Below are 22925 nucleotides of genomic sequence, written 5' to 3' on the forward strand. Positions count from 1 at the left end.
CGCGGCTGAGGACTATCCTTGTCCGTTGCATGACGTGATATTCCCCCTTCGGCGTGACTCTGTTACATCGGTTGAGACACCAGAAGCAGAGAACATCCGACCGGAGGCCCGACCATCCTCATGCGCCTTTGCCTTTCGTCGCTGATATCCGGAGGCAGGTCCATCGCGGCAGCGGCGGTGATTGCACTGTCCTTCGCCATGCCGGTCGCCGCGCAGGATGCGCCGGCCTCCAATCTCCCCATCCTCTTCGATGCGCGCGAACGCCTGCCCAAGCCCGATCTGTCCTCGCTGGTCAGGCTGCGCTTCCTGACCTCGGTCGATTTCCCGCCCTTCAATTTCGTCGATCAGAACGGCAAGCTTGCCGGCTTCCATGTCGATCTCGTCCGCGCGATCTGCGACGAGCTCGGCATATCCGACAAATGCCAGATCCAGGCGCTGCCCTTCGAGGAGTTGCAGGGCGCACTTTCGGCCTCCCAGGGCGATGCGGTGATCGCCGGCGTCGCGGTGACGCCGGAGCTGCGCAAGCGTTTCGCCTTCTCGCGCCCCTTTCTGATCCTGCCTGCTCGCTTCGTGCGCAATCTCAAGGCGCCGATCGACGGCCGGACGGCGGCGGCCCTTGCCGGTCATTCCGTCGGCGTGGTCAAGGGCACGGCGCATGAGGCGATGCTGTCAGCCTTCTTCCCGGCGCTCAAGCCCTCGACCTTCGACGACAAGGACGCGCTGCTGGCGGCCGTCAAGGATGGCAAGGTCGATGCCGCCTTTGCAGACGGCTTGCAATTGTCCTTCTGGGTTTCGTCGCCGTCGGCTGAAAAATGCTGCGCGCTGTTCGATGGTCCCTATCTCTCGCAGCAATTCCTTGGCGAAGGCCTGACCATCATGCTCCGTCAGCAGGACGGCGACCTGACGGCCGCCATCAACCATGCGCTCGCCACCCTGTCGCGCGACGGCCGGCTGCAGGAAATCTATCTGCGCTATTTCCCCTACGGGCTCTATTGAGCCCGTTTCAGCCCTTGCGATAGCGGGCGATGGCGCTGCGCTCGATGGCGGCGCAGGTGAGCTTGTCGAGGCCGAGACGGTCGCGCAAGAGGCTCAGCAGCCGCAGCTCCTCTGCCTTGACCGAAAGATCGGCGGACGCAACCTCGACGGCAAGCGCATAGGCCGTGTCGTAGAGCTTTGCCGGCAGGGTGTCGCGCACGGTTTCCAGCACGATGTCGAGGCCTTCATCGCGCGCCAGTAGCTTTGCGCAGTCGCGCGACACGGAGATCAGGCGCTCGTCGTCAAAGCCCTTGAAGACCGGCAGCGCATGGATCAGCTCGCCGATCCGGCCGAGTTCCCGGTCGTTCATCGTCCGGTCGACGGCGGACGCGATGACCATGACGTAGATCAGGGCCTCTTGGGCGGAAAGCGGCTTATTCATGTCGAAACAATATCCTTTGAAACTGTCGGCAGATTAGAAATGGATGTCTTTCATGACAAGAGCTGGTGGCGGAAGCGTGACGTCAGATCGGATTGAGCGGATCTTCCTTGGCTGGCGCCGGCGCCAGCGTTGATTTGTGGCCCTTGCGCGGATCGTCGCCATAGATGCCGCGCTTCTGCTGCTTGGCCTGTTCCGCGACGGCGGCCAGCGGAGATCCCGGTTCCGGCTCGGCCCAGCCGAAACGCACCAGCCATTCGCTGAGGTCGACGCGGACATAGCGGCAGCTTGCCGTCACCGTGCCTTGCCAGGTCTCGCTCGGCAGGTCGCAATCGACGGTACGGCCGCGCAGATACATGCGGAAAGCGGTGCGCGCCGCCGTGCCGCAAGGCCAGCTTGAGCCGTCCGACCCGGTGCACATGCGGCCGACATCGGTGGGGATGATGCCGGAAAGCTGTACGCTCCGGTTGCCGATGGTCAGCACGCCGGCGCGATCGGAGAAGGGGTGTATCAGTTCCACGGGCTTCGTCGCCTCGGGGGGCGTAGGGCTGTCGCCCGTTTTCTGCGTGTCGCCGGGTGCGGCCTGTGGCGCCGGCTGCTGCACCGGGGTAGGGGTGGAAGCAGATTGAGCCGGATCGTTTGCTTCCGGGGTTTTGGCAGGCTCCTCCGCCTGCGCGGCACCCAGCGTCAGCCAAGAGCCGACGATCATACCTGCCACAGCTGCAAGCCAAATATCACGACGCATGGGGAGAAAACTTTCCTATTGGCTGGCCCAGATAATCCGGGCGATCCATTCCACATCCGCAAGATCGAAGCTGCGGTTGGGATGGTCTGGGTTGAGCGACAGCAGCTCGATCGATTTCGCGCTCTGCCGCAGCAGCACCTTGGCCATGACCTCGCCCTCGCGGGTCTTGACCACGACGCGGTCATTGCGCCGGATCTGTGCGCCCGGCTCGACGATCAGGATATCGCCGTCGCGATACAGCGGCAGCATGCTTTCGCCCTGAACCTCAAGGGCATAGACGCCACCCTTCTGTCCGGGGGCGGCGGGAAACTCCACCATGTCCCAGCCCTGGCCGGCTGGAAAACCACTATCGTCGAAGAAGCCGCCGGCGCCGGCCTGTGCGAAACCGAGCAGCGGGATGGAGCCGTTCGAAAGGGAAGAGGCGTGACCGGAGACGCCGCCGATGCCCGTCAGGGGCCGCAGGAAGCTGAGAAACTGTTCCATGCTGGCGCCGGTCGCATCCAGCACCTTGGCGATCGATTCCGTCGAAGGCCAGCGCAGCCGTCCGTCCTGGCTCAGCCGCTTCGATTTGTTGAAGGAGGTGGGGTCGAGACCGGCGCGGCGGGCGAGGCCGGATGGCGTCAAGGCGTGCCGCTCGGCAAGCCTGTCGATCGCGTTCCATATCTGCTCGTGTGACAGCATCGCCGCTCAGCGTTCGGAATGCCGGATATCCGGCGTTGACCTTTAAGGGAAAGGTTAGCCGAGGCCCATTTTCGAGTAAAGGGCAGCCTAGGAATACGGTCCTTTATCCCCTTGCTTTCGGTCCGCAGGCTTCAGGTTTTCTGCGGCTGCGCCTTGCTGTCAGGCTGCTCCTCGTTCTGGAACTCCTTGGCCAGCCCCATGAAGCCGCGCATGAATTTCTGCATGATCCCGAGTGTGCGGTCGACCTCTGCATCGCTGGGCAGGCTCGATCCGCCATTGGCGGCCACGGCCTTTTCCAGCTTGGAAACGCGGTCGGACAGGCGGTCCAGCTCGTCGTCATAGGCGGAGCGCTCGTCGGCGGCCATGCGGCAGACCAGATTGCCGTTCTGATCCTGGCAGATCGACATGGCGCCCGTCTGCTTGTCGAGGCGGATGAAATGATCGCCGCTGCGCTCGAGCTGGAAGCGCGCCGCATCCGGCTCGACTGCCTTGGCGGGCACCGCGAGAAGAAGAGCGGCGGGCAAAAGCATCGCCGCGAGACCGATTCCGATTTCCTGTGTCATGCCATCCTCCGGATTTCTGCGTCAAAACCCTGAATCCGCCACGGAAACCGTGGACATCGGCGGCGGTTTTCGTCAAAGCCCTATCAGGACATGTTTACACGGGGATGATGACCGCGATGCCAGTGGTTTACAAGATCGTGCCGGATGCGCTCTGGCAGCAGGCCAGACAAAGCGGCGTTTTTCATGGCGCCTCGATCGATCTGACCGACAATTTCATCCACCTGTCGACGGCGCGGCAATCGAAAGAGACGGCGGCGCGGTATTTTGCCGGGCAGGATGGCCTGCTGCTGGTGGCGATCGACGGCGATGCGCTCGGCGACAAGCTCGTGTTCGAGCCGTCACGCGGCGGCGAGCTCTTCCCGCATCTCTATGCGCCGCTTTCGCTCTCGGCCGTGCTCTGGGCCAAGCCGCTGCCGCTCGGCCCCGACGGCGCGCATGTCTTTCCGGAGATGCCGGAATGATCGGCGCTTTCCGTGACCTCGGCCGGCGCGGCCTCTTTATGTTCGATCCGGAAACGGCCCATGGCATGTCGATTGCCGCTTTGAAGTCCGGCCTTGTCCCGGCCTGCCGCACCAGCAACGATCCCCGCCTGCGCCAGACGGTCGCCGGGCTCGATTTCGCCAATCCGATCGGCATGGCGGCCGGCTACGACAAGAATGCCGAGGTGCCGGAGGCACTGCTGAAGCTCGGTTTCGGCTTTACCGAGATCGGCACGGTGACGCCGAAGGCCCAGCCCGGCAATCCGCGCCCGCGCATCTTCCGCCTCATCGAGGACGAGGGCGTCATCAACCGCCTCGGTTTCAACAATGAAGGCCATGAGGCGGCTCTGCGGCGTCTGCAGGCGGTGCGCGGCAGCGGCATCATCGGCGTCAATATCGGTGCCAACAAGGACAGCGAAGATCGCATTGGCGATTATGTTGTCGGCATCCGCCGCTTTTATTCCGTGGCGCGCTATTTCACCGCCAATATCTCTTCGCCCAACACGCCGGGCCTGCGCGACCTGCAGGCGCGCGAAAGCCTCTCGGCGCTGCTGTCGGCCGTGCTTGCCGCGCGCGACGAAGAGGCGGCGAAGGCCGGCAAGAAGATCCCGGTCTTCCTGAAGATCGCGCCGGATCTGACCGAAGAGGGCATGGACGACATCGCCGCCGAGGTGCTGGCGCATGCGCTCGACGGGCTGATCGTTTCCAACACCACGCTTTCGCGTGACGGCCTGAAGGATCAGGCGCAGGCGAAGGAGGCCGGCGGCCTCTCGGGCAAACCGGTCTTCGAGAAGTCGACCGCCGTCCTTGCCAAGATGCGCCGCCGCGTCGGCGCCGTCCTGCCGATCATCGGCGTCGGCGGCGTTTCCTCGGCGGAAACGGCGCTGGAGAAGATCAAGGCCGGCGCCGATCTGGTGCAGCTCTATTCCTGCATGGTCTATGAGGGGCCGGGCCTGCCCGGCCGCATCGTCGCCGGCCTGTCGACGCTGCTCGACCGCGAGCGCGTCGCCTCGATCCGCGCGCTGCGCGACGCCAGGCTGGATTACTGGGCCGACCGGAACGTCTGATCGACGCGTTTCTTCAGGCCGATGAGCAGGAAAAGGCCGCGGAAGAGCAGGAAGGCGTTCATCGCCATCCACAGGCCGTGATTGCTGAGCGTCGGCACGAGGATCGCAAGCGCGACCAGATAGCCGGCGAAGGACAGCAGCATGCGGTTGCGCATCGCTGCCGACCAGGTGGCGCCGATGAACACGCCGTCCATCAGGAAGGCGAGGACGCCCGCCAGTCCGGAGACGGCGGCCCAGGGCAGGTAGCTCCCGGCAGCGGCGCGAACCTCTTGCGAGGTCGTCAGCAGCCGGATCAGCGCCGGGCCCGCCACCAGGAAGAAGAGCGTGGTGGCCAGCGCCAGCCCGAAGGACCAGAGGCTGGCCAGCTTCAGCCCACGCTCGAAGGCCGGACGATAGTTGGCGCCGATCGAGCGCCCGGTGATCTGCTCGGCGGCATTGGCCAGCCCATCGAGATAATAGGCCGACAGCAGGAAGAAGTTCATCACCACCGCATTGGCGGCAAGCGTGACCGCGCCGAAGCTGTTGCCGATGCGGGTCATCAGGGTGAAGGCGCCGAGCAGCACGAAAGTGCGGATGAGGATGTCGCGGTTGAGCGCGAAGAGCTGCCTGAGCTTGGCGGGCGACAGCAGCTCGGCTCGGCTGGGGCGTGGCTCGCCGGAGAAGCCTTTGAGCACGATGGCAAGGCCGGTGAGCATGCCGGCGGCTTCGCCGATCAGCGTGCCCCAGGCGACGCCGGCCACGCCCCAGCCGAGCCAGAGGCCGAGCATAAGGGCGAGGAGGATGTTGACGCCGTTGATCACCGTTTGCAGCAACAGGCCGATGCGGCCCTGGCCGCGCCCGAGCACGAAGCCGAGAATGGCATAGTTGGCGAGCGCCATTGGGCCGGACAGCATGCGGATCGAGAAATAGGTGCGTGTCGCCTCGGCGACGCCGCCTCCCGGCCCCATCAGCTTGATCCCGAGCCAGAGGAGGAGGGGCGACAGCAGGACGATCAGGATGCCGCATGCGAGCGCGGACAAGAGCGCTCGCCAGAAAACCGCCTGCTGCTCATGCCGGTCGCGACGGCCGAAGGCTTGCGCCGTGAGGCCGGTGGTCGAGGCGCGCAGGAAATTGAAGCTGGCGAAGAGGAGATCGAAGAGCATGGCGCCGATCGCCAGGCCCGCCAGCGCATCCGGCTGGCCGAGATGCCCGACGACGGCCGTGCCGACAATGCCGAGCAGTGGCGTCGTCATGAAGCCGAGCGTCATCGGAAGGGCGATCGACAGCACCAGCCGGTGCGTCACGTCAAAGGGCAGAACGTTGCCGCCATGCTCTCGTTGATCCATCCGCGGTCGGTCTTTCCCTAGAGCATGTCGCGCAAAACTGCGCAGCGGTTTTGCGGCCACGACATGCGTAAAATCAAAGATCTGAAGCGCGCGGAGCGAATCTGAAAGATCGCGACGCGCTTTAGTTCGAGGAGAGCACCATGGACCAATATGGCTTGCCGCCGGAAGAGGGGGCATAGGCAAGAGCGACGCCAAGCCCGTCATATTTCCCGAGCATGTTGTGCAAATGCTTCGGAGAGTTGATCCAGGCGGTCACCGCGGCGTCGACGCTCTTCTGTCCCTCGGCGATGTTCTCGGCGGCCGGCAGCTTGACGCCGCTTGACTTGACGCGCTTGCCGAAGTCGTCGCCGATGCCGATCAGGTGCTCCATCTTGCCGGCATCGGCCATGCGCCGGGCCTGGTAGACGGCCGCGGTGCTGGCGGCGGTGTCGATCCTCAGCGGCGGCAAGCCGTTCTTGGCGCGCAGCGCATTGACGAGAGGCAAAGCAGATGCCGTCTGGTCGCTGGCCGGAATGTTGGAAACGCGGCTTGGCGGCGTGGCGCAGCTTGCGACGGATGCGGCGAGCGCAAGGGCGGCGAGGCGCAGCGCATCGCGGCGCGTGCAGGGCAGTGTCTGGGAATTCATATCAGCGGCGGTAATTGAAGAGACGCAGGAGGATGAAGAGCGGGATGACGATGGTGGCGCCAAGCACCAGATAATCGCCGAACTCGCCGAGTGCTGCAAAGCCGCTGTGCCAGAGATCCAGCAGGAAGCGGCGGACACCATACAGGAAGTCGAGCGGACGCCAGCCGAAGAACTTCATCGTGAAGCCGACGATCAGCGACACGATGATAAGCTTCACCAGCGTGCGGCCGGGCGAGTCGCCGAGGAACTTGTTCACCTGATCGGACATGCTGTCGTCTCCATAATGCCTGTCGAGCGGTCTTGAGATAAGGCGGCGCGCGGTGACTCGCAAGCGCCTTTGCCCCAAGGGCCATCTGAAACAGCCGCCTGCCTGAAATAGGACTTGAGTTTTTTTGTGGCCGCGTCCAAAGGGCGAAGATCAAAACAGGACCCTGATCATGCTGCCGAGCCAGCTTTCCTCCGGCGACGTCATTGCCGACCGCCGCGCCGACTATGCGAAGATGCTTGCCGAAAGCGGCGAGCCGGCGAGCGCCGCCGAGCTGATGGAACAGGCGCTGGAGCTGGTGCCGTCCTGGGCGGCCGGCTGGTTCAGTCTTGCCGCCTATCGCGAAAAGGCGGGAGATGTGCCGGGCGCCGTCGCGGCGCTGAACGAGGTGCTGGCGCTCGATGAAGGCGATGTCTTCGGCGCGCGGCTGAAGCTTGCGGTTCTCGGAGGCGCCGAGATGCCCGATCGGCCGCCGAGCCGCTATGTGGAGCGGCTGTTCGACGATTATGCCGAGCGGTTCGAAACGTCGCTGGTCGAAAAACTCGGCTATAGCGTGCCGCAGAAGCTTGCCGTCCTGATCGCGCAGGCCGCCGATATCCCCACCCATTTCCGCCTCGCCGTCGATCTCGGCTGCGGCACCGGCCTGCTCGGCCCGGAAATCCGCGACAGGGTCGACCGGCTGGAAGGGTTCGATCTGTCGAAAGGCATGCTCGCCAAGGCGGCGGAGAAGGGCGTCTACGATCACCTCGGCCAGGCCGACCTGTCGCTCGCACCGCCGCAGTCGGGTATCTTCGAGGCGGGACTTGCGGCGGGACGCGCCGATCTCATTACCGCCGCCGACGTGCTGATGTATCTCGGCGATCTCGACGGCGTATTGACGATCGTCGCGGCGCTGGCGGCCGACGGCGCCGTCTTCGCCTTTTCGGTCGAGGATGCGGGGGACGCGGAAGGCTATGTGCTGCGGGAATCGCTGCGGTTCGCCCATTCGGAAGCCTATGTGCGGGCCGTTCTGGGCGCGCACGGCTTCACCGTCCGCGATCTCTCCCGCAGCATCATTCGCATGGATGGCGGAAAACCGGTGCATGGCATTCTGTTCGTTACACGAAAATCCGCCTGACCGATCGATTCTTGCGAATTTGCAATAGGTCAGCACTGCTTACATATTCCGCTTGATTGTCGTCCCCGCTTTCCGCAGAATTCCCGGCAAAAAGGGAAACTACATGGCGAAGCTGAAGAGCGCTTTCGGCGTCTGGAATACCGCGGCCACGCGGCATTCGTTGGTCGAGGATATTCAGGGCATATTGTCCGGCAGTCTGATTGCATCGCTCGGGCTCTTCTGCCTGTCGAGCGCGGGCCTGTTGACCGGCAGCACGGCCGGCGTCGCCTTTCTGCTGCATTACGCCATCGGCGTGAATTTCGGCCTGGCCTTTTTCCTGGTCAATCTGCCCTTCTTCTATCTGTCATGGAAGCAGCTCGGTCCCGTCTTCACCGTCAAGACCTTCATTGCCATCGCGCTGACCTCGCTTCTGACCAACCTGCAGCCGCGATTGTTTGAAATCGCGCATATCAACGCCGTCTGGTCGGCGCTGCTTGGCGGCATTCTGCTCGGTTTCGGCTTGCTCGCGCTCTATCGCCACCGCGCCAGCCTGGGCGGCGTCGGCATATTGGGCATCTATCTGCAGGAACGGTTCGGGATACGTGCCGGGCTCGTCCAGCTTGCAGTGGACCTGTGCGTGCTCGCGGTCGCCTTCGCGGTGACCACGCCCTTCGTGGTCATCTGCTCCGTGATCGGCGCGCTGGCGCTCAATCTCTTCCTCGCGATCAACCACCGGTCGGATCGCTACATCGCGCTCTGAGCGCGCATATCCTATTATTGTTTGCGGCTCTGGTCGGAGTCCGCGATCGCGGCCTCGTGATACCAGCTGTCAAAGGCGGCAGCGGCGATGCTCGGGCCGATGTCCGGCTCAAGGTTGACCTTGCGCGGGTTCAGGGCCGTCGGGCGGGCCTTGATGGGAAACTGATAGATCTTTGCCGTTTCATGCTGCGGACTGATCGCCATTCTCCGTCTCTCCCTTGTTGGTTTGAAGCGGGCGCGCTTCAAGAGACGAATTGAATATAGCAGAGCCGAAGGCCGTTTTTGAGAGTCTTGCTCAAAAAAAATGCTAAACGTCGAAATTATAGGCAATTTTCATGTCGATGGCCTGTCCGGTCGTGCCTCCGATTGCCCATTTGTTGCGCTGCTTCGATTCTGCCGCACTGCGACAACTTGACCACCTCTGTCGCCAATCCACATCCGATTTGGCGCGATCTGAAAAGAATCCAAGGTTTAGCCGCCGGAAACCGTCGCGGCACCGGGCAGTTTTACAGTTTTTTGCCGATTTGAGCCGCCTGCTCATGCGATCTGGCATGTCATGTGCATGTCATAGGGCAGCCGTTTGTAGCGAAGATTTTCCGGACGGGCGCGTCCTCGAATTTTCCTGCTTCGCGTGATTAACTGTTATGAGGTGCGTAATGACGAAATTTAAGCTCGAGTATATCTGGCTCGACGGGTACACCCCGGTGCCGAACCTGCGCGGTAAAACGCAGATCAAGGAATTCGACGCATTTCCGACGCTCGAACAGCTCCCGCTTTGGGGCTTTGACGGTTCGTCGACGATGCAGGCAGAAGGCCGCAGCTCCGATTGCGTGCTGAAGCCCGTTGCCATCTATCCGGACCCGGCCCGCACCAACGGCGCGCTCGTCATGTGCGAAGTCATGATGCCGGACGGCGTCACGCCGCATCCGTCGAACAGCCGCGCGACCATCCTCGACGACGAGGACGCATGGTTCGGCTTCGAGCAGGAATACTTCTTCTACCAGGACGGCCGCCCGCTTGGCTTCCCGGAATCCGGCTACCCCGCTCCGCAGGGCCCGTACTACACCGGCGTCGGCTACAAGAACGTCGGTGACGTCGCTCGCGAGATCGTCGAAGAGCATCTCGACCTTTGCCTGGAAGCCGGCATCAACCATGAAGGCATCAATGCCGAAGTGGCCAAGGGCCAGTGGGAATTCCAGATTTTCGGCAAGGGCTCCAAGCGCGCTGCCGACCAGATCTGGATGGCACGCTACCTGCTGCTGCGCCTGTGCGAAAAGTACGGCATCGACATCGAGTTCCATTGCAAGCCGCTCGGCGATACCGACTGGAACGGTTCGGGCATGCACTGCAACTTCTCGACCAAGTTCATGCGCGAAGTCGGCGGCAAGGCCTATTTCGAAGCGCTCATGGCTCAGTTCGACAAGAACCTCGAAGCCCACATCGCCGTCTACGGCCCGGACAACCACATGCGTCTGACCGGCAAGCACGAAACGGCTCCGTGGAACAAGTTCAGCTACGGCGTTGCCGACCGCGGTGCTTCGATCCGCGTTCCGCACTCCTTCATCAAGAACGACTACAAGGGCTACCTCGAAGATCGTCGCCCGAACTCGCAGGGCGACCCCTACCAGATCGCTTCGCAGGTTCTGAAGACGATTTCGGAAGTCCCGACCGAGGGCTTCGCTTCGGCTGCTGCCTAAGTTGTTTTTCGGTCCCGCTTCGGCGGGACCATCACAAACAAAAAAGCGCGGGATTTCGGTCCCGCGCTTTTTGCTTTTCGAAGTAATATTCAAGCCGCCTTGCTGGTCGCGTCGATCGGATGTTGCGAGCGGAAGCCGACGGCCAGCCGGTTCCAGACGTTGATCGTGCCGATCGCAATCGTGATCTTGACGATTTCCTCTTCGCTGAAATGCTGCTTCAGCGCTTCGAAATCCGCGTCCGGCGCGCCGGTTTCGGCGATCTTCGTCACTGCGTCGACCCAGCCGAGCAGGGCACGCTCGCGGGCGTCGTAGACGGGCGATTCCCGCCAGACGCACATCAGGTTGATCCACTGTTCGCTGAGCCCGTCATGCCGGGATTCCTTGACATGCATGTCGACGCAATAGGCGCAGCCGTTGATCTGCGAGGCGCGCAGCTTGATCAGGTGGATGAAGCGGCGCTCGAGGCCGCTGTTCTGGACGGCGTTTTCCAGCGCGACGACGGCCTTGTAGGAGTCCGGCGAGGCTTTGGCGAAATTGAGACGCGGATGCATGGTCTTCTCCTTGGTTTGGATTTCCGGTGAGTCAGTTCTTGGTCTTGCGCTCATGAAGCGCGAGGAAGGCGCAGCCCCTCGCGGCGATGCTGCCGTCGGTGTCCGTCTGCTGGAGATCGGCCATCAGGTCGGCAATGCTTGTTTTGGCCAGTTCGGCCCGATAGACGCGTTCGGCCGCCAGCATGGCGGCGTTGATGCCGCAGGGCTTGGCGAAATAACGCCCCGGCAAGGGGTTGGGGCCGCGCTGGCGGATTTCGGCGCAACGGAAGGCCGGGGCGGGTCCTTCGGCCGCCAGCACGATGTCGAGCAGGCTGATCGCCTCCGGCTTGCGCGCCAGCCGATAACCACCCTTCGGTCCCGGCACCGTATCGAGAATGCCGGCCCCCGAAAGCGCCTGCAAATGCTTCAGAAGATAGCTGACCGAAACGCCGTGAAATTCGGCGAGCGCGGCTGCCGAAAGCACGCCGCCATCGGACAATCCCGCCAGCATCGCAACGCTGTGTATGGCCTGTTCGACGCCTTCACCGAGTTTCATATCCTGTCCCTTTTTTATCCTGGATATTTTTTATCCGTGATTATGATTGGTGTCAAGGCCCCTTCTTTTTCCTGATTTTCCCGTTAGTTTCGCAGCGTGGACCAGACCGACACCGAGCGCCGCCTTGTCTTGCCTGCCCCCTTCACCCGCTGGTTCGCGGAAAAGGGCTGGCAGCCGCGTGCGCATCAGCTCGAATTGCTCGCCCGCGCCGAGGCCGGCGAAAGCACGCTGCTGATTGCCCCCACCGGGGCGGGCAAGACGCTGGCCGGCTTTCTGCCGTCGCTCACCGATCTGACGCGTCGCGGCAAGATCCCGCCAGGCTCGGCCTTCACCGGCATCCATACGCTTTACATCTCGCCGCTGAAGGCGCTGGCCGTCGATATCGAGCGCAACCTGATGAAGCCCGTTTCGGAGATGGGTCTGCCGGTTTCGGTCGAAAACCGCACGGGCGATACGCCTGCCGGCAAGCGGCAGCGCCAGAAGCTCAATCCGCCCGACATCCTGCTGACGACGCCGGAGCAGGTGGCGTTGCTGCTCGCCAATCGCGAGGCCGAGCGCTTCTTCAAGGACCTGAAATACATCGTTCTCGACGAGCTGCATTCGCTGGTGACGTCGAAGCGCGGCCATATGCTGTCGCTTGGTCTCGCCCGCATCCGCAGGCTGGCGCCGCATGTGCAGACCATCGGCCTTTCGGCCACCGTCGCCGAACCGATGGATCTGCAGAAATGGCTGGTGGCGCAGGAAGAGGGGCAGGTGCGCCATGCCGGACTGGTGACGGTCGAGGGCGGCGCCAAGCCCGACATCTCGATCCTCGCAACGGATGAACGCATCCCCTGGTCCGGCCATTCCGCCAAATACGCCATCCCCGATATCTATCGCGAGCTGAAGGAGCATCGCACGACGCTGCTCTTCGTCAACACGCGCTCGCAGGCCGAGATGCTGTTCCAGGAGCTGTGGGCGGCCAATGACGACAATCTGCCGATCGCGCTGCATCACGGCTCGCTCGATGTCGGCCAGCGCCGCAAGGTGGAGGCGGCGATGGCGGAAAACCGGCTGCGCGCCGTCGTCGCCACCTCGACGCTCGATCTCGGCATCGACTGGGGCGATGTCGATCTCGTCATCCATGTCGGCGCGCCGAAGGGTGCCAGCCGTCTTGCTCAGCGCATCGGCCGCGCCAACCACCGCATGGACGAGCCATCGAAGGCGATCCTGGTGCCGGCCAACCGCTTCGAGGTCATGGAATGCCAGGCGGCGCTCGACGCCAATTATATCGGCGCGCAGGATACGCCGCCGGTGGGTGCCGGCGCACTCGACGTTCTCGCCCAGCATATTCTCGGCATGGCTTGTGCCGAGCCCTTCGACATGCTGGAGCTCTACGACGAGGTGCGCAGCGCCGCGCCCTATGCCGCGCTTTCCTGGGAGACCTTCGAGCGTATCGTCGATTTCGTCGCCACCGGCGGCTATGCGCTCAGAACCTACGAGCGCTACGCCCGTATCCGCAAGACGCCGGAGGGACGCTGGCGGGTCTCCAATCCGCAGGTGGCGCAGCAATATCGCCTCAACCTCGGCACCATCGTCGAAGAGGCGATGCTGAATATCCGCCTGGTGAAGCGCAATGCGCTGGGCTCGCTCGGACGAGGCGGCGCTCCGCTCGGCAAGGTCGAGGAATATTTCGTCGAGCAGCTTGCGCCCGGCGACACCTTCCTGTTTTCCGGCAAGGTGCTGCGCTTCGAAGGTATCCGCGAGAGCGAATGCCTGGCCTCGCAAGCCTTCTCGCTCGACCCGAAAATCCCCTCCTATGCCGGCGGCAAGTTTCCGCTGTCGACCTATCTCGCCGATCAGGTGCGGGCGATGATCGCCGATCCCGACCGGCGGCATCGCCTGCCGGATCAGGTGCGCGACTGGCTGGAAATCCAGAAGGAGAAGTCGCTGCTGCCGAAGCGGGACGAATTCCTGATCGAGACCTTTCCGCGCGGCAGCCGCGCCTATCTGGTCGCCTATCCTTTCGAAGGACGGCTGGCGCATCAGACGCTCGGCATGCTCCTGACCCGGCGGCTGGAGCGGGCCGGCGCCAGGCCGATGGGCTTCGTCGCCACCGATTACTCGCTCGGCATCTGGGGACTGGAGGATATGGGGCTGATGATCGCCAATGGCCGTCTCAGCCTTTCTGACCTCTTCGATGAGGATATGCTCGGCGACGACCTGGAAGTCTGGCTCGACGAATCCTTCCTGCTGAAACGCACCTTCCGCAATTGCGCCGTGATTGCCGGCTTGATCGAGCGCCGCCATCCCGGCAAGGAAAAGACCGGCCGTCAGGTGACGGTATCGGCCGATCTGATCTACGACGTGCTGCGCAGTCACGAGCCCGATCACATATTGCTGCAGGCGACGCGGCAGGATGCGGCCACGGGACTTTTGGACATCGGTCGTCTTGGGGATATGCTGAAGCGAGTCAGGGGTCACATCACCCATCGGGCGCTGGATCACATCTCGCCGCTCGCCGTGCCGGTGATGCTGGAAATCGGCAAGGTGCCGGTGCCGGGCGAGGCGCATGATGTCCTGCTGGCGGAAGCGGCCGACGATCTGATCCGCGAGGCAATGGAATAGGGCATGATCCCAAAACGTGTGAAGCGGTTTTTGGATCAGGTCATGTGAAACGGACGACGAAGGTAGACTAGGGTGATGAACCGCCTGGCGCTTGCGCGCGAGATGAATGGCAGTGGAAACGGCGCGATGCCCGCCTCGGGCGTCGAGACCGCCGTGCAGGGCGTCGCCGCCGTCTGCGATCCGCTGGGCGCGCTCTATCTGCCGGATGCCGGCATTCTCGTCGTTTCCGATCTGCATCTGGAAAAAGGCGCGGCCTTCGCGCGGCGCGGCATGCTGCTGCCGCCTTACGATACGCTGGCGACGCTGACCGTTCTTGCTGCCGTCATCGCCCGTTACGACCCGAAGCTGGTCGTCTCGCTCGGCGACAATTTCCATGACCGCGTCGGCTCGCAACATCTGCCGGAGGAGTTCCGCAGCCGGATCGTCACCATGGCGCGCGGCCGCGAATGGATCTGGATCAACGGCAACCACGATCCCGACGGCACGGTCGACCTGCCCGGCCGATCCGCCGATGTGATGCATTATGGCGGGCTGACCTTCCGTCACGAGCCGGAGGCTGGCCGCCAGGCCGGCGAGATCGCCGGCCATCTGCATCCCGCAGCCACCGTGCGCCGCCGCGAAAAATCGGTGCGCCGCCCATGCTTCGCGACGGATGGCGCCCGTCTGCTGATGCCGGCCTTCGGTGTGATGACCGGCGGCCTCGATCTGCGCCACAAGGCCATGGCCGGTCTGTTCGACCGGGAGAGCCTGATCGCCCATCTGCTCGGCCGCGACCGGATCTATTCGGTGCGGTTCGGCAATCTCTCGGCTTAGGCCACTTTCACAGGCGCGTAGCGCAGGATCACCGCGCCGGTCTTGAGGGGCCGGGAGTCGATGAGCTTCATTGGCCGTTGTTCCGAAGCCGGCTTGAAATGCGGGTTGCCGGCACCGAGAACCACGGGGACGAGGCAGAGGCGGATTTCGTCCACCAGGCCTGCCTTCAGCAAGACATTCGTCACCTCGGCGCTGCCGAAGACGAAGATGGTCTTGCCCGGCTCATCCTTCAGCGTCCGGACTTCCGAAACGATGTCGGCGACGACGCGGGTATTGTTCCAGTCGGCGCTGGTCATCGTCCGCGAGGCGGCGATCTTGGCGATGCCGTTCATATAGCCGGCAATGTCAGGCGTTTCCGTCGCGGTCGGCCAATAGGCGGCCATGCCCTCATAGGTCTTGCGGCCGAAGATCAGGAGATCGCTTTCCTGGCCCAGTTCGGTCGCGTAGCGCTCCAGTTCGTCGCCCCAGGCGAGCATATGGAAATCGAGATCCCAGGGTTTCGTTCCCTCGAAATATCCGTCGAGCGTCATGAGATTCCAGATGACAAGCTTCCTCATTGGTTCCTCCTCGGTGATAACCGTATCATAATCGAAACTGGTTGTTAAAAGCAAGCAGTTGAAAGCTAGATTGACTGATGGCAAAATGCAAGCGGTTTTTTGGAGACCTCTATGGACGCACATCATCGTTCCGGCTGCCCGATCAATCTGACGCTCGAAATCCTCGGCGACCGCTGGAGCCTGATCATCATCCGCGACATCATGTTCGGCAATCGCCGCCACTTTCGCGAGCTTCTGCAGCATTCGGAGGAAGGCATCGCCTCCAACATCCTCGCCGACCGGCTGAAGCGGCTGGTGGAGCGCGGATTGCTGACCCGCGAGGACGATCCGACCCACAAGCAGAAGGCTGTCTACAGCCTGACCGAAATGGCGATCGAGCTGGTGCCGCTGTTCGCCCATATGGGCGCCTGGGGCCGCAAACACCTGCCGGTTTCGGAGGAGCTGTCGATCCGCGCCGAGCTGCTGGAGGATGGCGGGCTGGCACTCTGGGAGGATTTCATGGAGGAGCTCAGGGCAAAACACCTGGGCAAGGTGCTGCCGCCAGGCACGCCATCGGTGCTTGGACGATTGACCGAGGCCTATCTGGAGGTGGTGGCGCGGAAGAAGAGTGCCTGATCAGCTCTTCCTGAACACAAAGCTCGCCGTCCATCCCGTGATCACCGCCAGCAGCACCGAGAAGGCGCCATAGGCGATCGGTTGCCCATGCGCCGCATCGGTGATGGTCTGTTCGATACCGGTCTTGATGACGCGCAATGGCAGGGTTTTCTCGGTCAGGAACTTGCCGCTCTTGAACAGGGAAGCACGCACGGTATGCACGCCGTTCGGCACGTTGGCCGGCAGCCGAAGCGTCGCCTTGAACAGGCTGGAACTGACGAAGCGGACACCGGCCGGCGTGCTCTCGTAAAGGCCGCCGCCCACCTGCAGCCGCCGAAAGGCTTCGCGGAACTCCGAAATATTCGCCCCGTCACCGACGAAGCCGATGGGCGACAGTGGAATATGGTCGACGCCGATGCCGCGGTCGTTGAGCTCGAATGGCGTGGTGATGTTGTCGATGGCGCGCGTGCTCGATAGCGAATAGGCCTGCGGCACGCGCTCGAAGGTCATGGAGCGGGTGTTGACCCAGATGCCGAAGACGCGCTCCTTCTTGCGCACGGTGGCGTTCTCGCGCGGGCCTTCCAGCACGACGACGATATCGTACTGGCCGATCGCCAGCAGCAATTGGTCGGTATTGCCGAGGGCGCCGAAGATCGTCAGGTCCGCGCCGGTGAAATCGGAGGTGATGGCGATCTCGCTGGTCGAGGTGCCGATTTCCATCGTCTCGCGCGCCGTCGTCGAGGTCGTCGGCTGGTCGAGCAGCACCTGCGCCCCGGCGCCGAGCGGCGCAACCAGGAGAGCGGCGGCGATGAGCGGGGTGAGGCGTCTCATCGGCCGGCCCCTTCGAGGACGATCGAATAGACGTCGGCCGGCGTGACCACCAATGCGATCGCCAGACGCAGGCCGACGGCAAGCACCAGCAGGCCGAGCAGGGCGCGCAGCTGCTCGCCGCGCAGCTTCTGGCCGACGCGCACGCCATATTGCGCGCCGATGACGCCGGCCACCATCAGCAGGAAGGCGAGCACGATATCGACGGAATAGTTGGTCGCTGCCTGGACGATGGTCGTATAGGCGGTGACGAAGATGATCTGGAAAAGCGATGTGCCGACCACGACGTTGGTCGGGATGCGCAGCAGATAGATCATCGCGGGCACCATGATGAAGCCGCCGCCGACACCCATCACCGATGTCAGGATGCCGATGCCGAAGCCGAGGCCGATCACCGGGATGACGCTCAGATAGATCTTCGATTTCTTGAAGCGCATCTTCAGCGGCAGCCGGTGCACCCAGCTGTGATGTCCCGGCCTGCGCGGCGTGGCCGGCTGGTTGCGGGCGGCGCGGCGCATGGCGTTCAGGCTTTCCCACAGCATCAATCCGCCGATCGTGCCGAGGAAGATGACGTAGAGCAGCGAGATGAACAGATCGAGCTGGCCGATGCGGCGCAGCAGCGAGAAGATCCAGATGCCGACCGTCGCGCCCGTAAGGCCGCCGATCAACAGCACCGAGCCGAGCTTCATGTCGAGCGTGCCGCGCCGGAAATGCGTGATGGCGCCGGAGATCGACGAGGCAACGACCTGGTTGGCGCCGGTGGCGACGGCGACGACGGGCGGGATATTGTAGAAGATCAGGAGGGGCGTGATGAGGAAGCCACCGCCGACGCCGAACATGCCGGAGAGAAACCCAACGGCTGCGCCCATGCCGAGAATAATGAAGATATTCACCGACAATTCTGCGATCGGCAGATAGATCGTCACGGTCTGATCCCAATTGCAGATATCCGGGCCCGAACGCGGATATCCATGAACAATTCCCCTTTTAAACAGACGATCCTAATCTGAAATGATTGCCAGAGCCTTAGGAAAAGCCGTGGAATCGCTCAGCTTTTGAATGCCTTGTCCAATTTAGCGCGATTTTTTCCGCGATTGTGTGACGGCCATTCTTGCCGACGCAAGGCTGCCATCGGCCTTTTATCGTCGACGGCGCACTGCTAGGACCGGTTGGGCGTGCAAAATCTAATATGCGAGGCGATCGATTGCAAAAGCTTACTCTCCTGATCTTGGTCGCCGTCCTAAATGCCGTGCCGGCCGCCGCCGCGGATCGGTTGGCGCTGATCGCCAGGCAATACGGGGTCGCCACCGGCCTTGCCGCCAATTGCCCGAACCTGACCCTCAACGAGAGCAAGGTGGACGCATTTCTGGATGCGGAGGGGATCCACAGGGTCGACCGCGTCGAAGGCACGCCGTTTCACCAGACGGTCAGCGAAGCAGTCAAATCCGCCGACGACCTGATCCGGCAATCGGCGGCAGGACGGAAAAACGACCGCAAGGCCAAACAAGCTTTCGCCTGCAAGACGCTGCTCGATGTCGTGCATGGCGACGACAGCGTGCTCAAGGGCTTCCTCGACCCGAAATAAAATCTCGGACGAGCGCCTGGAAGCTTAGTTGTTGCGCGCCAGCAGCTCCTTGACCACCTTGTCGGTCACGCGGCCGTCCTGCGGCAGGCCGACCGATTTCTGGAAGCTTTTCAGCGCCGCCACCGTCTTTTCGCCCATGGTGCCGTCCGGCGCGCCGGCGTCGAAGCCGTTGTTGTTGAGGATCGCCTGGATGTTGCGGATGGCCTTCTTCATGTCGACCGTGGCCGTGTTGACACCCTTGCCGGTCGTCCATTCCTCGGGAATGTCGTTGCCGTTGACCTTCGCATCGGCCGGCTGTGCTTTCCAGAGATCGACCTTGGCGCGGGCATTTTCCAGCTCGCCCTGCTTCATGGCATTCGCCACTTCGTCGCGCTTCTGCGCGGCATCCTGGTCACCGCTCTTGGCGGCGATCGCGAACCATTTGTAGGATTCCTGCAGATCCTGCTTCACGCCGTTGCCGCGTGCATAGAGGATGGCGAGATTGAACTGGCTGTCGGATACGCCGAGATTGGCGGCCTTGGTGAACCAGCCCGCCGCCGTCGGATAGTCCTGCGGGCCTGCCGCACCCGAGGCATAGAGGACGGCGAGATTGTGCATGGCGCTGGCATTGCCCTGGTTGGCGGCCTGCTCGTAATAGCTCTTCGCCTTGGCGAGATCGCGGTCGAGGCCATTGCCCTTCTCATACATGCTGGCAAGCCGGTACTGCGCCGGTGCGTAGCCCTTGTCGGCGGAGAGCCGATACCAGTTGGCCGCCTGCTTGAGGTCGGCGGCAACGCCCTTGCCATCCGTATAGCGCGCGCCGATCTCGAACAGGGCGACCGGATCGCCGGATTTGGCGGCGGCAACCAGCGTCGGCGGTTGGATGCCGTCAGGCACGGTGATGGCGTCGGCCGGCGGCGTGATGGCGGAAGCGGCTTCGCTCGCGGCGGGTGAGGGTACGAAGGCTGCGGTCTGCTGAACGGGCGCCGCGCTGCCGGCGGGTGTCAGCGTCTCGCTGGCCGAAGTGCCGGCGAGGGGAGCTGCGGCGGTCAGATGACCGCCGACAGGCGTGGTCGCTTGACCGGCAGGTGCCGAGGATGCCTGCGCTGCTACGCCGGTGTCGCCGGCGGAGGCCTCAGCCGCTGTCGCCGGAGTGGCTTGCGTGTTCGCCTGGGCCTTACTGTCCTGTGCCGGCGTTTGAGCGGCGCTGGCGAGCATGCCGATCGTTCCGGGGTTTTCGGTCGAGGACGTCCGCACCGAGATTTCGGCCGGTGCCTTCTGGCCCCGCGTCAGGGTATTGACCAGCGGGAAGGCCATGATGGCCAGCAGAGCGGCGCCGACGGCGAGCAGGATCGGCCGGCGGAAGCGCGAGAAGGCGCCCTGCTTCCTGCCATCGGTTCTGGCGGCGGCGCTGCCGCGCTGTGTCTGGTCCACTTCCATTGCGGCGGCCTGGGCGGCGCGGCGGGCGGCGGCGATATAGTCGGCGCGCTCGTTTTCGGTCGCCGGCTTGGCGCCGCCGTTACGGGCGGCATTCTGGCTGGCGCGCACGCGCTCCAGGATTTTCTTGATGTCGGGAGCGCCGGAGCCCGGCTCGAGCGGTTCGTTCGGCTCATCGGCCGGCATCAGGTCGACCGGATCGATCGACGGTGCCGGTTCGATCACCGGCCGGTCGGGCGTGAAGATCGGCTCGGCCTTTTCCGGTGTGAAGAAGCGCTTGCCGAGGCTGGCGAGCAGGCCGGGCTTGGCGCCGTCCTTCTTCTCCTTCACCGCTGCCTTGATCTCGGCCTTGGTGAGGGCATCCACAGCCTGGGCGACGGCGGCTTCGGGCGAAGCGGCCGACTCGGCTGGGACGATGGTGCGGATGATCGGCCCGGCGGTCTGCGGCGCGGCCAGCGGCGGCTTGATGGCCGGAGCTTCCGCCTCGGCGAGAACGTCGCTCTCGAAGCTGGCGGCCGGCATGGCCGGCGCCGGTCGGCGATGTTCCATGTGATCCAGCCGGTCGGCGATCTGCAGCAATGTTTCGTGCAGCGCCTCGAAGGTGCGATGGGTGCGCTCGTCGCTGCTGCGGCTCAAGTCTTCGAGATGGCGGAGATCCTCGGCCAGCGCCGTCATCGCCGACATGTCGGCGCCGTGCGCTGCCTGGCCGAAGGCGCCTTCGCGCGAATAGGCCTCGACGACGGCTTCCGCGGCGTGGCGGGCCGCCTCGATGATATATTCGTCATTGGTCGCCATATAGTCCTCGATCGCGCTCATGCGGCGATCGAAGTCGGCGGGGATCGGGTCCGCAGCCGCGCGCGGCTCGCTTGTCAGCAGCGTCGAGAGATGGGCGATCTGCTCCTCGAGATGCCGCAGCGCCTGCGCGTCGGACGGCGGTGCCGCCGTGCTCGCTTCCAGGCGCGTGGCGATATCGGAAAGGCGGCCCTCCAGCCGGCGCACCGCGCCGTCGTCGAAGGCGGCTGCCGGCTGCGGCGGATGGATATCCATCGCGTCGATGCGGCGCGCCAGGTAATCCAGCCGTTCGGCCAGCGCATTGTCGACCGAGCCCTGCTCCAGCGCATCGATCTTGCGCGAGATATCGGCGAGATGGCCGACGAGCTCGGGCTGCGGTGCGGCTTTCTGCGAGCGCTCCAACAGATGGGAGAGCTGGTCCAGGCGCTCTTCCAGCCGGGCAACGGCCTTGGCATTGCCGAGATCGTCGATGCGCATGGTCAGCGCTTCGAGACGATTGGAAAGATCGTCCGAAGGCCGATGCCGCGCGGCGTCGCGGTTCATCAGGTCGATCTGGTCGGCGATCCCGCTGATGCGGCCTTCCAGCCGCTGCATGGCCTGATCCTGCGGCTGCATCAGCCCGCCCAGGCTTTCCATGGCGGTGGCGATCGTCAGCAGCTTGGTTTCCAGCGCCTGCACGGCGGGGCTGTCGCTGGTGCTGCCGAGATGCTGCTTGATGTCGTCGAGGCGATAGGCGAGCGACACCAGCTCGTCCTGCAGGGTCACGGTATCGATCGCCTGAACCTGGCGCTCGACATGGTGGAGGGAGTCTTCGCGGGCAAGCCCGTCCATGAGGGAGCGCAGCTCGTCGAATTCCGCCTTCAGGCCGGCGGTTTCGGGCTGGCCCGGATGGGCGGCGAGCTGGCTGATGCTGTCGGCGAGCCGCGCCATGTCCTCGCGCACGTCGGCGGCGAAATGCTTGTCCTCGGCATTGTCGCGGATGTCGCGGATTTCGGCGCGCAATGCGCTGACTTCGCGGGTGACGCTTTCGGCGATGTCGCGCTTCAGGTCCTGGCGCAGATTGACCAGCGCCTGGGCGATATCGACCGAGCTTTCGGCGGGCCGCAAAGCCGAGGGCAGCGGCGGACGCGGAGCGGGGCTGTCGGCAAAGCGCCGGCCGGGCGGCTGCTCGGCGGCAGCGGTTTCGTCGCGGCGGCCATAGGGGCGTTCGCGGCTGGCTTCCAGCGCCTGCTGCCGCTGGCGGATTTCCGCAAGCGGATCGGGCCGCGCTTCCGTTTCGGCGCGCAGGGGACGTTCGTAGGGGCGCCCGGCGGGGGCTTCACGCTCGCCGCGCGCCGCTCGCTCTGGAAAAGATGGCCGCTCGGGAAGGGGCGCGCGTTCCGGTATCGGCCGGCGTTCGGGCACGGCACCATAGCCGCCCGCGACGCGCTGGCGCGTCTCATGGCCGGCGGCCGTGCCCATCAGGCCCTCGATGCGTGCTTCCAGCCCCTCGATGGTGCGGCTTAGCGCATCCAGCGACGTCCAGTCGCCCGTGCCGGTGGGATTTGATCGCGATCCGCTCATCTTTTGCTCGCCTCGACCCTCAGGGCCATCTTGCTGTGTGGAACCGCGATCTGGCGTCATCTGCGCTGGACCGCATCCCGCCGTTCGAAAAGGGATGGTTCGTTGAACTTTCCTTAGATTGAGCCGCGAAACGGCGCTTCCGCATACGGTGAAGACAAGGAAGCGCGAAGCATCGCCGCTCAACCCGCACAATCCATGAAACGTGGTAAACAACCCGTTAAGTTCTGCCGAAATCTTAACCTTTTATTTTGGTCTTGTTATTGAATATGCTCATGTTCTTATAAAAGAGCGATGTGCCAAGAAGTTAATGCCAAGAGATTTTAACCTTCCGGTCATGCTGTCCTGGCATCGATAAGCGGTGCACCGAC

General features: G+C 63.7%; 24 protein-coding genes. 10 read left to right on the top strand and 14 right to left on the bottom strand.

The genetic code is table 11. The features are described from left to right. The first annotated feature begins 198 nt into the window (after positions 1–198). Positions 199–996 carry a transporter substrate-binding domain-containing protein gene (locus FHX11_RS05680; RefSeq protein WP_246780936.1) on the top strand — a complete coding sequence of 266 codons (798 nt, stop codon included), beginning with the start codon at positions 199–201 and terminating at the stop codon, positions 994–996. A gap of 7 nt (positions 997–1003) precedes the next feature. Here the strand turns inward: FHX11_RS05680 and FHX11_RS05685 are convergent, their stop codons facing one another. The 4 genes from FHX11_RS05685 to FHX11_RS05700 form a co-directional block, all read right to left on the bottom strand. After that, positions 1004–1417 carry a tellurite resistance TerB family protein gene (locus tag FHX11_RS05685; protein ID WP_184355956.1) on the bottom strand — a complete coding sequence of 138 codons (414 nt, stop codon included), beginning with the start codon at positions 1415–1417 and terminating at the stop codon, positions 1004–1006. A gap of 82 nt (positions 1418–1499) precedes the next feature. After that, positions 1500–2159: a thermonuclease family protein gene (locus FHX11_RS05690; protein WP_246780907.1), complete on the bottom strand. Its 660-nt coding sequence runs from the start codon at positions 2157–2159 to the stop codon at positions 1500–1502. A 15-nt stretch (positions 2160–2174) separates the two neighbouring features. Then, a complete protein-coding gene (locus FHX11_RS05695) occupies positions 2175–2840 on the bottom strand; it encodes a helix-turn-helix transcriptional regulator (protein WP_184355958.1) in 666 nt (221 codons plus the stop codon). A gap of 131 nt (positions 2841–2971) precedes the next feature. After that, positions 2972–3403, bottom strand: coding sequence for a hypothetical protein (locus tag FHX11_RS05700; protein WP_184355959.1), 432 nt, complete (start codon positions 3401–3403; stop codon positions 2972–2974). Between the two features lie 104 nt (positions 3404–3507). On the opposite strand from FHX11_RS05700, the gene FHX11_RS05705 reads away from it, so the two are divergent. Further along, the gene (locus FHX11_RS05705; protein ID WP_184355961.1) at positions 3508–3864 is read left to right on the top strand and encodes a DUF952 domain-containing protein; all 357 of its coding nucleotides are present in this window, start codon (positions 3508–3510) and stop codon (positions 3862–3864) included. Then, the gene (locus FHX11_RS05710) at positions 3861–4949 is read left to right on the top strand and encodes a quinone-dependent dihydroorotate dehydrogenase (RefSeq protein ID WP_184355964.1); all 1089 of its coding nucleotides are present in this window, start codon (positions 3861–3863) and stop codon (positions 4947–4949) included. Before FHX11_RS05705 ends, FHX11_RS05710 begins: the two co-directional genes overlap by 4 nt. Here the strand turns inward: FHX11_RS05710 and FHX11_RS05715 are convergent. The 3 genes from FHX11_RS05715 to FHX11_RS05725 all read right to left on the bottom strand — a co-directional run bounded on the left by FHX11_RS05715 (position 4925) and on the right by FHX11_RS05725 (position 7167). Next, positions 4925–6274: an MATE family efflux transporter gene (locus FHX11_RS05715; protein ID WP_184355966.1), complete on the bottom strand. Its 1350-nt coding sequence runs from the start codon at positions 6272–6274 to the stop codon at positions 4925–4927. The genes FHX11_RS05710 and FHX11_RS05715 overlap by 25 nt on opposite strands. A 121-nt stretch (positions 6275–6395) precedes the next feature. Next, positions 6396–6899 carry a CAP domain-containing protein gene (locus FHX11_RS05720; protein WP_184355968.1) on the bottom strand — a complete coding sequence of 168 codons (504 nt, stop codon included), beginning with the start codon at positions 6897–6899 and terminating at the stop codon, positions 6396–6398. 1 nt (position 6900) lies between these two features. Next, positions 6901–7167: a DUF6460 domain-containing protein gene (locus FHX11_RS05725; RefSeq protein ID WP_184355970.1), complete on the bottom strand. Its 267-nt coding sequence runs from the start codon at positions 7165–7167 to the stop codon at positions 6901–6903. Positions 7168–7336: 169 nt separating this feature from the next. Here FHX11_RS05725 and FHX11_RS05730 point away from each other — a divergent pair, with 169 nt between their 5' ends. Next, positions 7337–8281 carry a methyltransferase domain-containing protein gene (locus FHX11_RS05730; protein WP_184355972.1) on the top strand — a complete coding sequence of 315 codons (945 nt, stop codon included), beginning with the start codon at positions 7337–7339 and terminating at the stop codon, positions 8279–8281. A gap of 103 nt (positions 8282–8384) precedes the next feature. Further along, positions 8385–9020: a YitT family protein gene (locus FHX11_RS05735; RefSeq protein WP_184355973.1), complete on the top strand. Its 636-nt coding sequence runs from the start codon at positions 8385–8387 to the stop codon at positions 9018–9020. A gap of 14 nt (positions 9021–9034) precedes the next feature. On the opposite strand, the gene FHX11_RS05740 is transcribed toward FHX11_RS05735, so the two are convergent. Further along, positions 9035–9223 (bottom strand): DUF2735 domain-containing protein, encoded by a 189-nt coding sequence (locus tag FHX11_RS05740; protein WP_184355975.1) that lies wholly within the window; start codon positions 9221–9223, stop codon positions 9035–9037. A gap of 452 nt (positions 9224–9675) precedes the next feature. On the opposite strand from FHX11_RS05740, the gene FHX11_RS05745 reads away from it, so the two are divergent. Then, the gene (locus FHX11_RS05745; RefSeq protein ID WP_184355977.1) at positions 9676–10716 is read left to right on the top strand and encodes a glutamine synthetase beta-grasp domain-containing protein; all 1041 of its coding nucleotides are present in this window, start codon (positions 9676–9678) and stop codon (positions 10714–10716) included. An 89-nt stretch (positions 10717–10805) separates the two neighbouring features. On the opposite strand, the gene FHX11_RS05750 is transcribed toward FHX11_RS05745, so the two are convergent. Continuing rightward, complete coding sequence (locus tag FHX11_RS05750) at positions 10806–11267, bottom strand: carboxymuconolactone decarboxylase family protein (protein ID WP_184355979.1); 462 nt, start codon at positions 11265–11267, stop codon at positions 10806–10808. Between the two features lie 31 nt (positions 11268–11298). Then, positions 11299–11802: an Rrf2 family transcriptional regulator gene (locus FHX11_RS05755; protein WP_184355981.1), complete on the bottom strand. Its 504-nt coding sequence runs from the start codon at positions 11800–11802 to the stop codon at positions 11299–11301. Positions 11803–11898: 96 nt separating this feature from the next. On the opposite strand from FHX11_RS05755, the gene FHX11_RS05760 reads away from it, so the two are divergent. Further along, positions 11899–14409 (top strand): ligase-associated DNA damage response DEXH box helicase, encoded by a 2511-nt coding sequence (locus FHX11_RS05760; protein ID WP_184355983.1) that lies wholly within the window; start codon positions 11899–11901, stop codon positions 14407–14409. Between the two features lie 75 nt (positions 14410–14484). Next, entirely contained in the window at positions 14485–15222 is a 738-nt protein-coding gene (gene pdeM, locus FHX11_RS05765; RefSeq protein WP_184355985.1) for a ligase-associated DNA damage response endonuclease PdeM, read from the top strand. On the opposite strand, the gene FHX11_RS05770 is transcribed toward pdeM, so the two are convergent. Beyond that, a complete protein-coding gene (locus FHX11_RS05770; RefSeq protein ID WP_184355987.1) occupies positions 15219–15779 on the bottom strand; it encodes a dihydrofolate reductase family protein in 561 nt (186 codons plus the stop codon). The genes pdeM and FHX11_RS05770 overlap by 4 nt on opposite strands. Positions 15780–15890: 111 nt before the next feature. Between FHX11_RS05770 and FHX11_RS05775 the strand changes: the two genes are divergently transcribed. Then, positions 15891–16394, top strand: coding sequence for a helix-turn-helix domain-containing protein (locus tag FHX11_RS05775; RefSeq protein ID WP_184355989.1), 504 nt, complete (start codon positions 15891–15893; stop codon positions 16392–16394). Here the strand turns inward: FHX11_RS05775 and FHX11_RS05780 are convergent, their stop codons facing one another. Both FHX11_RS05780 and FHX11_RS05785 read right to left on the bottom strand, forming a co-directional pair. Next, the gene (locus FHX11_RS05780) at positions 16395–17204 is read right to left on the bottom strand and encodes a TIGR02186 family protein (protein WP_184355991.1); all 810 of its coding nucleotides are present in this window, start codon (positions 17202–17204) and stop codon (positions 16395–16397) included. Further along, positions 17201–18127 carry a sulfite exporter TauE/SafE family protein gene (locus FHX11_RS05785; RefSeq protein WP_184355993.1) on the bottom strand — a complete coding sequence of 309 codons (927 nt, stop codon included), beginning with the start codon at positions 18125–18127 and terminating at the stop codon, positions 17201–17203. Before FHX11_RS05785 ends, FHX11_RS05780 begins: the two co-directional genes overlap by 4 nt. A 278-nt stretch (positions 18128–18405) precedes the next feature. On the opposite strand from FHX11_RS05785, the gene FHX11_RS05790 reads away from it, so the two are divergent. Then, positions 18406–18786, top strand: a complete 381-nt coding sequence (locus FHX11_RS05790; protein ID WP_246780908.1) for a hypothetical protein — start codon at positions 18406–18408, stop codon at positions 18784–18786. Between the two features lie 24 nt (positions 18787–18810). Here the strand turns inward: FHX11_RS05790 and FHX11_RS05795 are convergent, their stop codons facing one another. Further along, positions 18811–22557 carry a peptidoglycan-binding protein gene (locus tag FHX11_RS05795; RefSeq protein ID WP_184355995.1) on the bottom strand — a complete coding sequence of 1249 codons (3747 nt, stop codon included), beginning with the start codon at positions 22555–22557 and terminating at the stop codon, positions 18811–18813. Positions 22558–22925: the final 368 nt, after the last annotated feature.

This window comes from Rhizobium sp. BK602, assembly GCF_014195095.1.
In the GTDB taxonomy this organism is placed as follows: Bacteria; Pseudomonadota; Alphaproteobacteria; order Rhizobiales; family Rhizobiaceae; genus Rhizobium.

Excerpts from the sequence above, each read along its gene's own strand:
- FHX11_RS05770 (WP_184355987.1), bottom strand. The coding sequence starts at position 15,779 with ATGAGGAAGCTTGTCATCTGGAATCTCATGACGCTCGACGGATATTTC.
- pdeM (WP_184355985.1), top strand. The coding sequence starts at position 14,485 with ATGAACCGCCTGGCGCTTGCGCGCGAGATGAATGGCAGTGGAAACGGC.
- FHX11_RS05775 (WP_184355989.1), top strand. The coding sequence starts at position 15,891 with ATGGACGCACATCATCGTTCCGGCTGCCCGATCAATCTGACGCTCGAA.
- FHX11_RS05695 (WP_184355958.1), bottom strand. The coding sequence starts at position 2,840 with ATGCTGTCACACGAGCAGATATGGAACGCGATCGACAGGCTTGCCGAG.
- FHX11_RS05735 (WP_184355973.1), top strand. The coding sequence starts at position 8,385 with ATGGCGAAGCTGAAGAGCGCTTTCGGCGTCTGGAATACCGCGGCCACG.
- FHX11_RS05745 (WP_184355977.1), top strand. The coding sequence starts at position 9,676 with ATGACGAAATTTAAGCTCGAGTATATCTGGCTCGACGGGTACACCCCG.
- FHX11_RS05795 (WP_184355995.1), bottom strand. The coding sequence starts at position 22,557 with ATGAGCGGATCGCGATCAAATCCCACCGGCACGGGCGACTGGACGTCG.
- FHX11_RS05730 (WP_184355972.1), top strand. The coding sequence starts at position 7,337 with ATGCTGCCGAGCCAGCTTTCCTCCGGCGACGTCATTGCCGACCGCCGC.
- FHX11_RS05690 (WP_246780907.1), bottom strand. The coding sequence starts at position 2,159 with ATGCGTCGTGATATTTGGCTTGCAGCTGTGGCAGGTATGATCGTCGGC.
- FHX11_RS05720 (WP_184355968.1), bottom strand. The coding sequence starts at position 6,899 with ATGAATTCCCAGACACTGCCCTGCACGCGCCGCGATGCGCTGCGCCTC.
- FHX11_RS05750 (WP_184355979.1), bottom strand. The coding sequence starts at position 11,267 with ATGCATCCGCGTCTCAATTTCGCCAAAGCCTCGCCGGACTCCTACAAG.
- FHX11_RS05715 (WP_184355966.1), bottom strand. The coding sequence starts at position 6,274 with ATGGATCAACGAGAGCATGGCGGCAACGTTCTGCCCTTTGACGTGACG.
- FHX11_RS05680 (WP_246780936.1), top strand. The coding sequence starts at position 199 with ATGCCGGTCGCCGCGCAGGATGCGCCGGCCTCCAATCTCCCCATCCTC.
- FHX11_RS05710 (WP_184355964.1), top strand. The coding sequence starts at position 3,861 with ATGATCGGCGCTTTCCGTGACCTCGGCCGGCGCGGCCTCTTTATGTTC.
- FHX11_RS05700 (WP_184355959.1), bottom strand. The coding sequence starts at position 3,403 with ATGACACAGGAAATCGGAATCGGTCTCGCGGCGATGCTTTTGCCCGCC.
- FHX11_RS05740 (WP_184355975.1), bottom strand. The coding sequence starts at position 9,223 with ATGGCGATCAGTCCGCAGCATGAAACGGCAAAGATCTATCAGTTTCCC.
- FHX11_RS05685 (WP_184355956.1), bottom strand. The coding sequence starts at position 1,417 with ATGAATAAGCCGCTTTCCGCCCAAGAGGCCCTGATCTACGTCATGGTC.
- FHX11_RS05780 (WP_184355991.1), bottom strand. The coding sequence starts at position 17,204 with ATGAGACGCCTCACCCCGCTCATCGCCGCCGCTCTCCTGGTTGCGCCG.
- FHX11_RS05705 (WP_184355961.1), top strand. The coding sequence starts at position 3,508 with ATGATGACCGCGATGCCAGTGGTTTACAAGATCGTGCCGGATGCGCTC.
- FHX11_RS05725 (WP_184355970.1), bottom strand. The coding sequence starts at position 7,167 with ATGTCCGATCAGGTGAACAAGTTCCTCGGCGACTCGCCCGGCCGCACG.
- FHX11_RS05755 (WP_184355981.1), bottom strand. The coding sequence starts at position 11,802 with ATGAAACTCGGTGAAGGCGTCGAACAGGCCATACACAGCGTTGCGATG.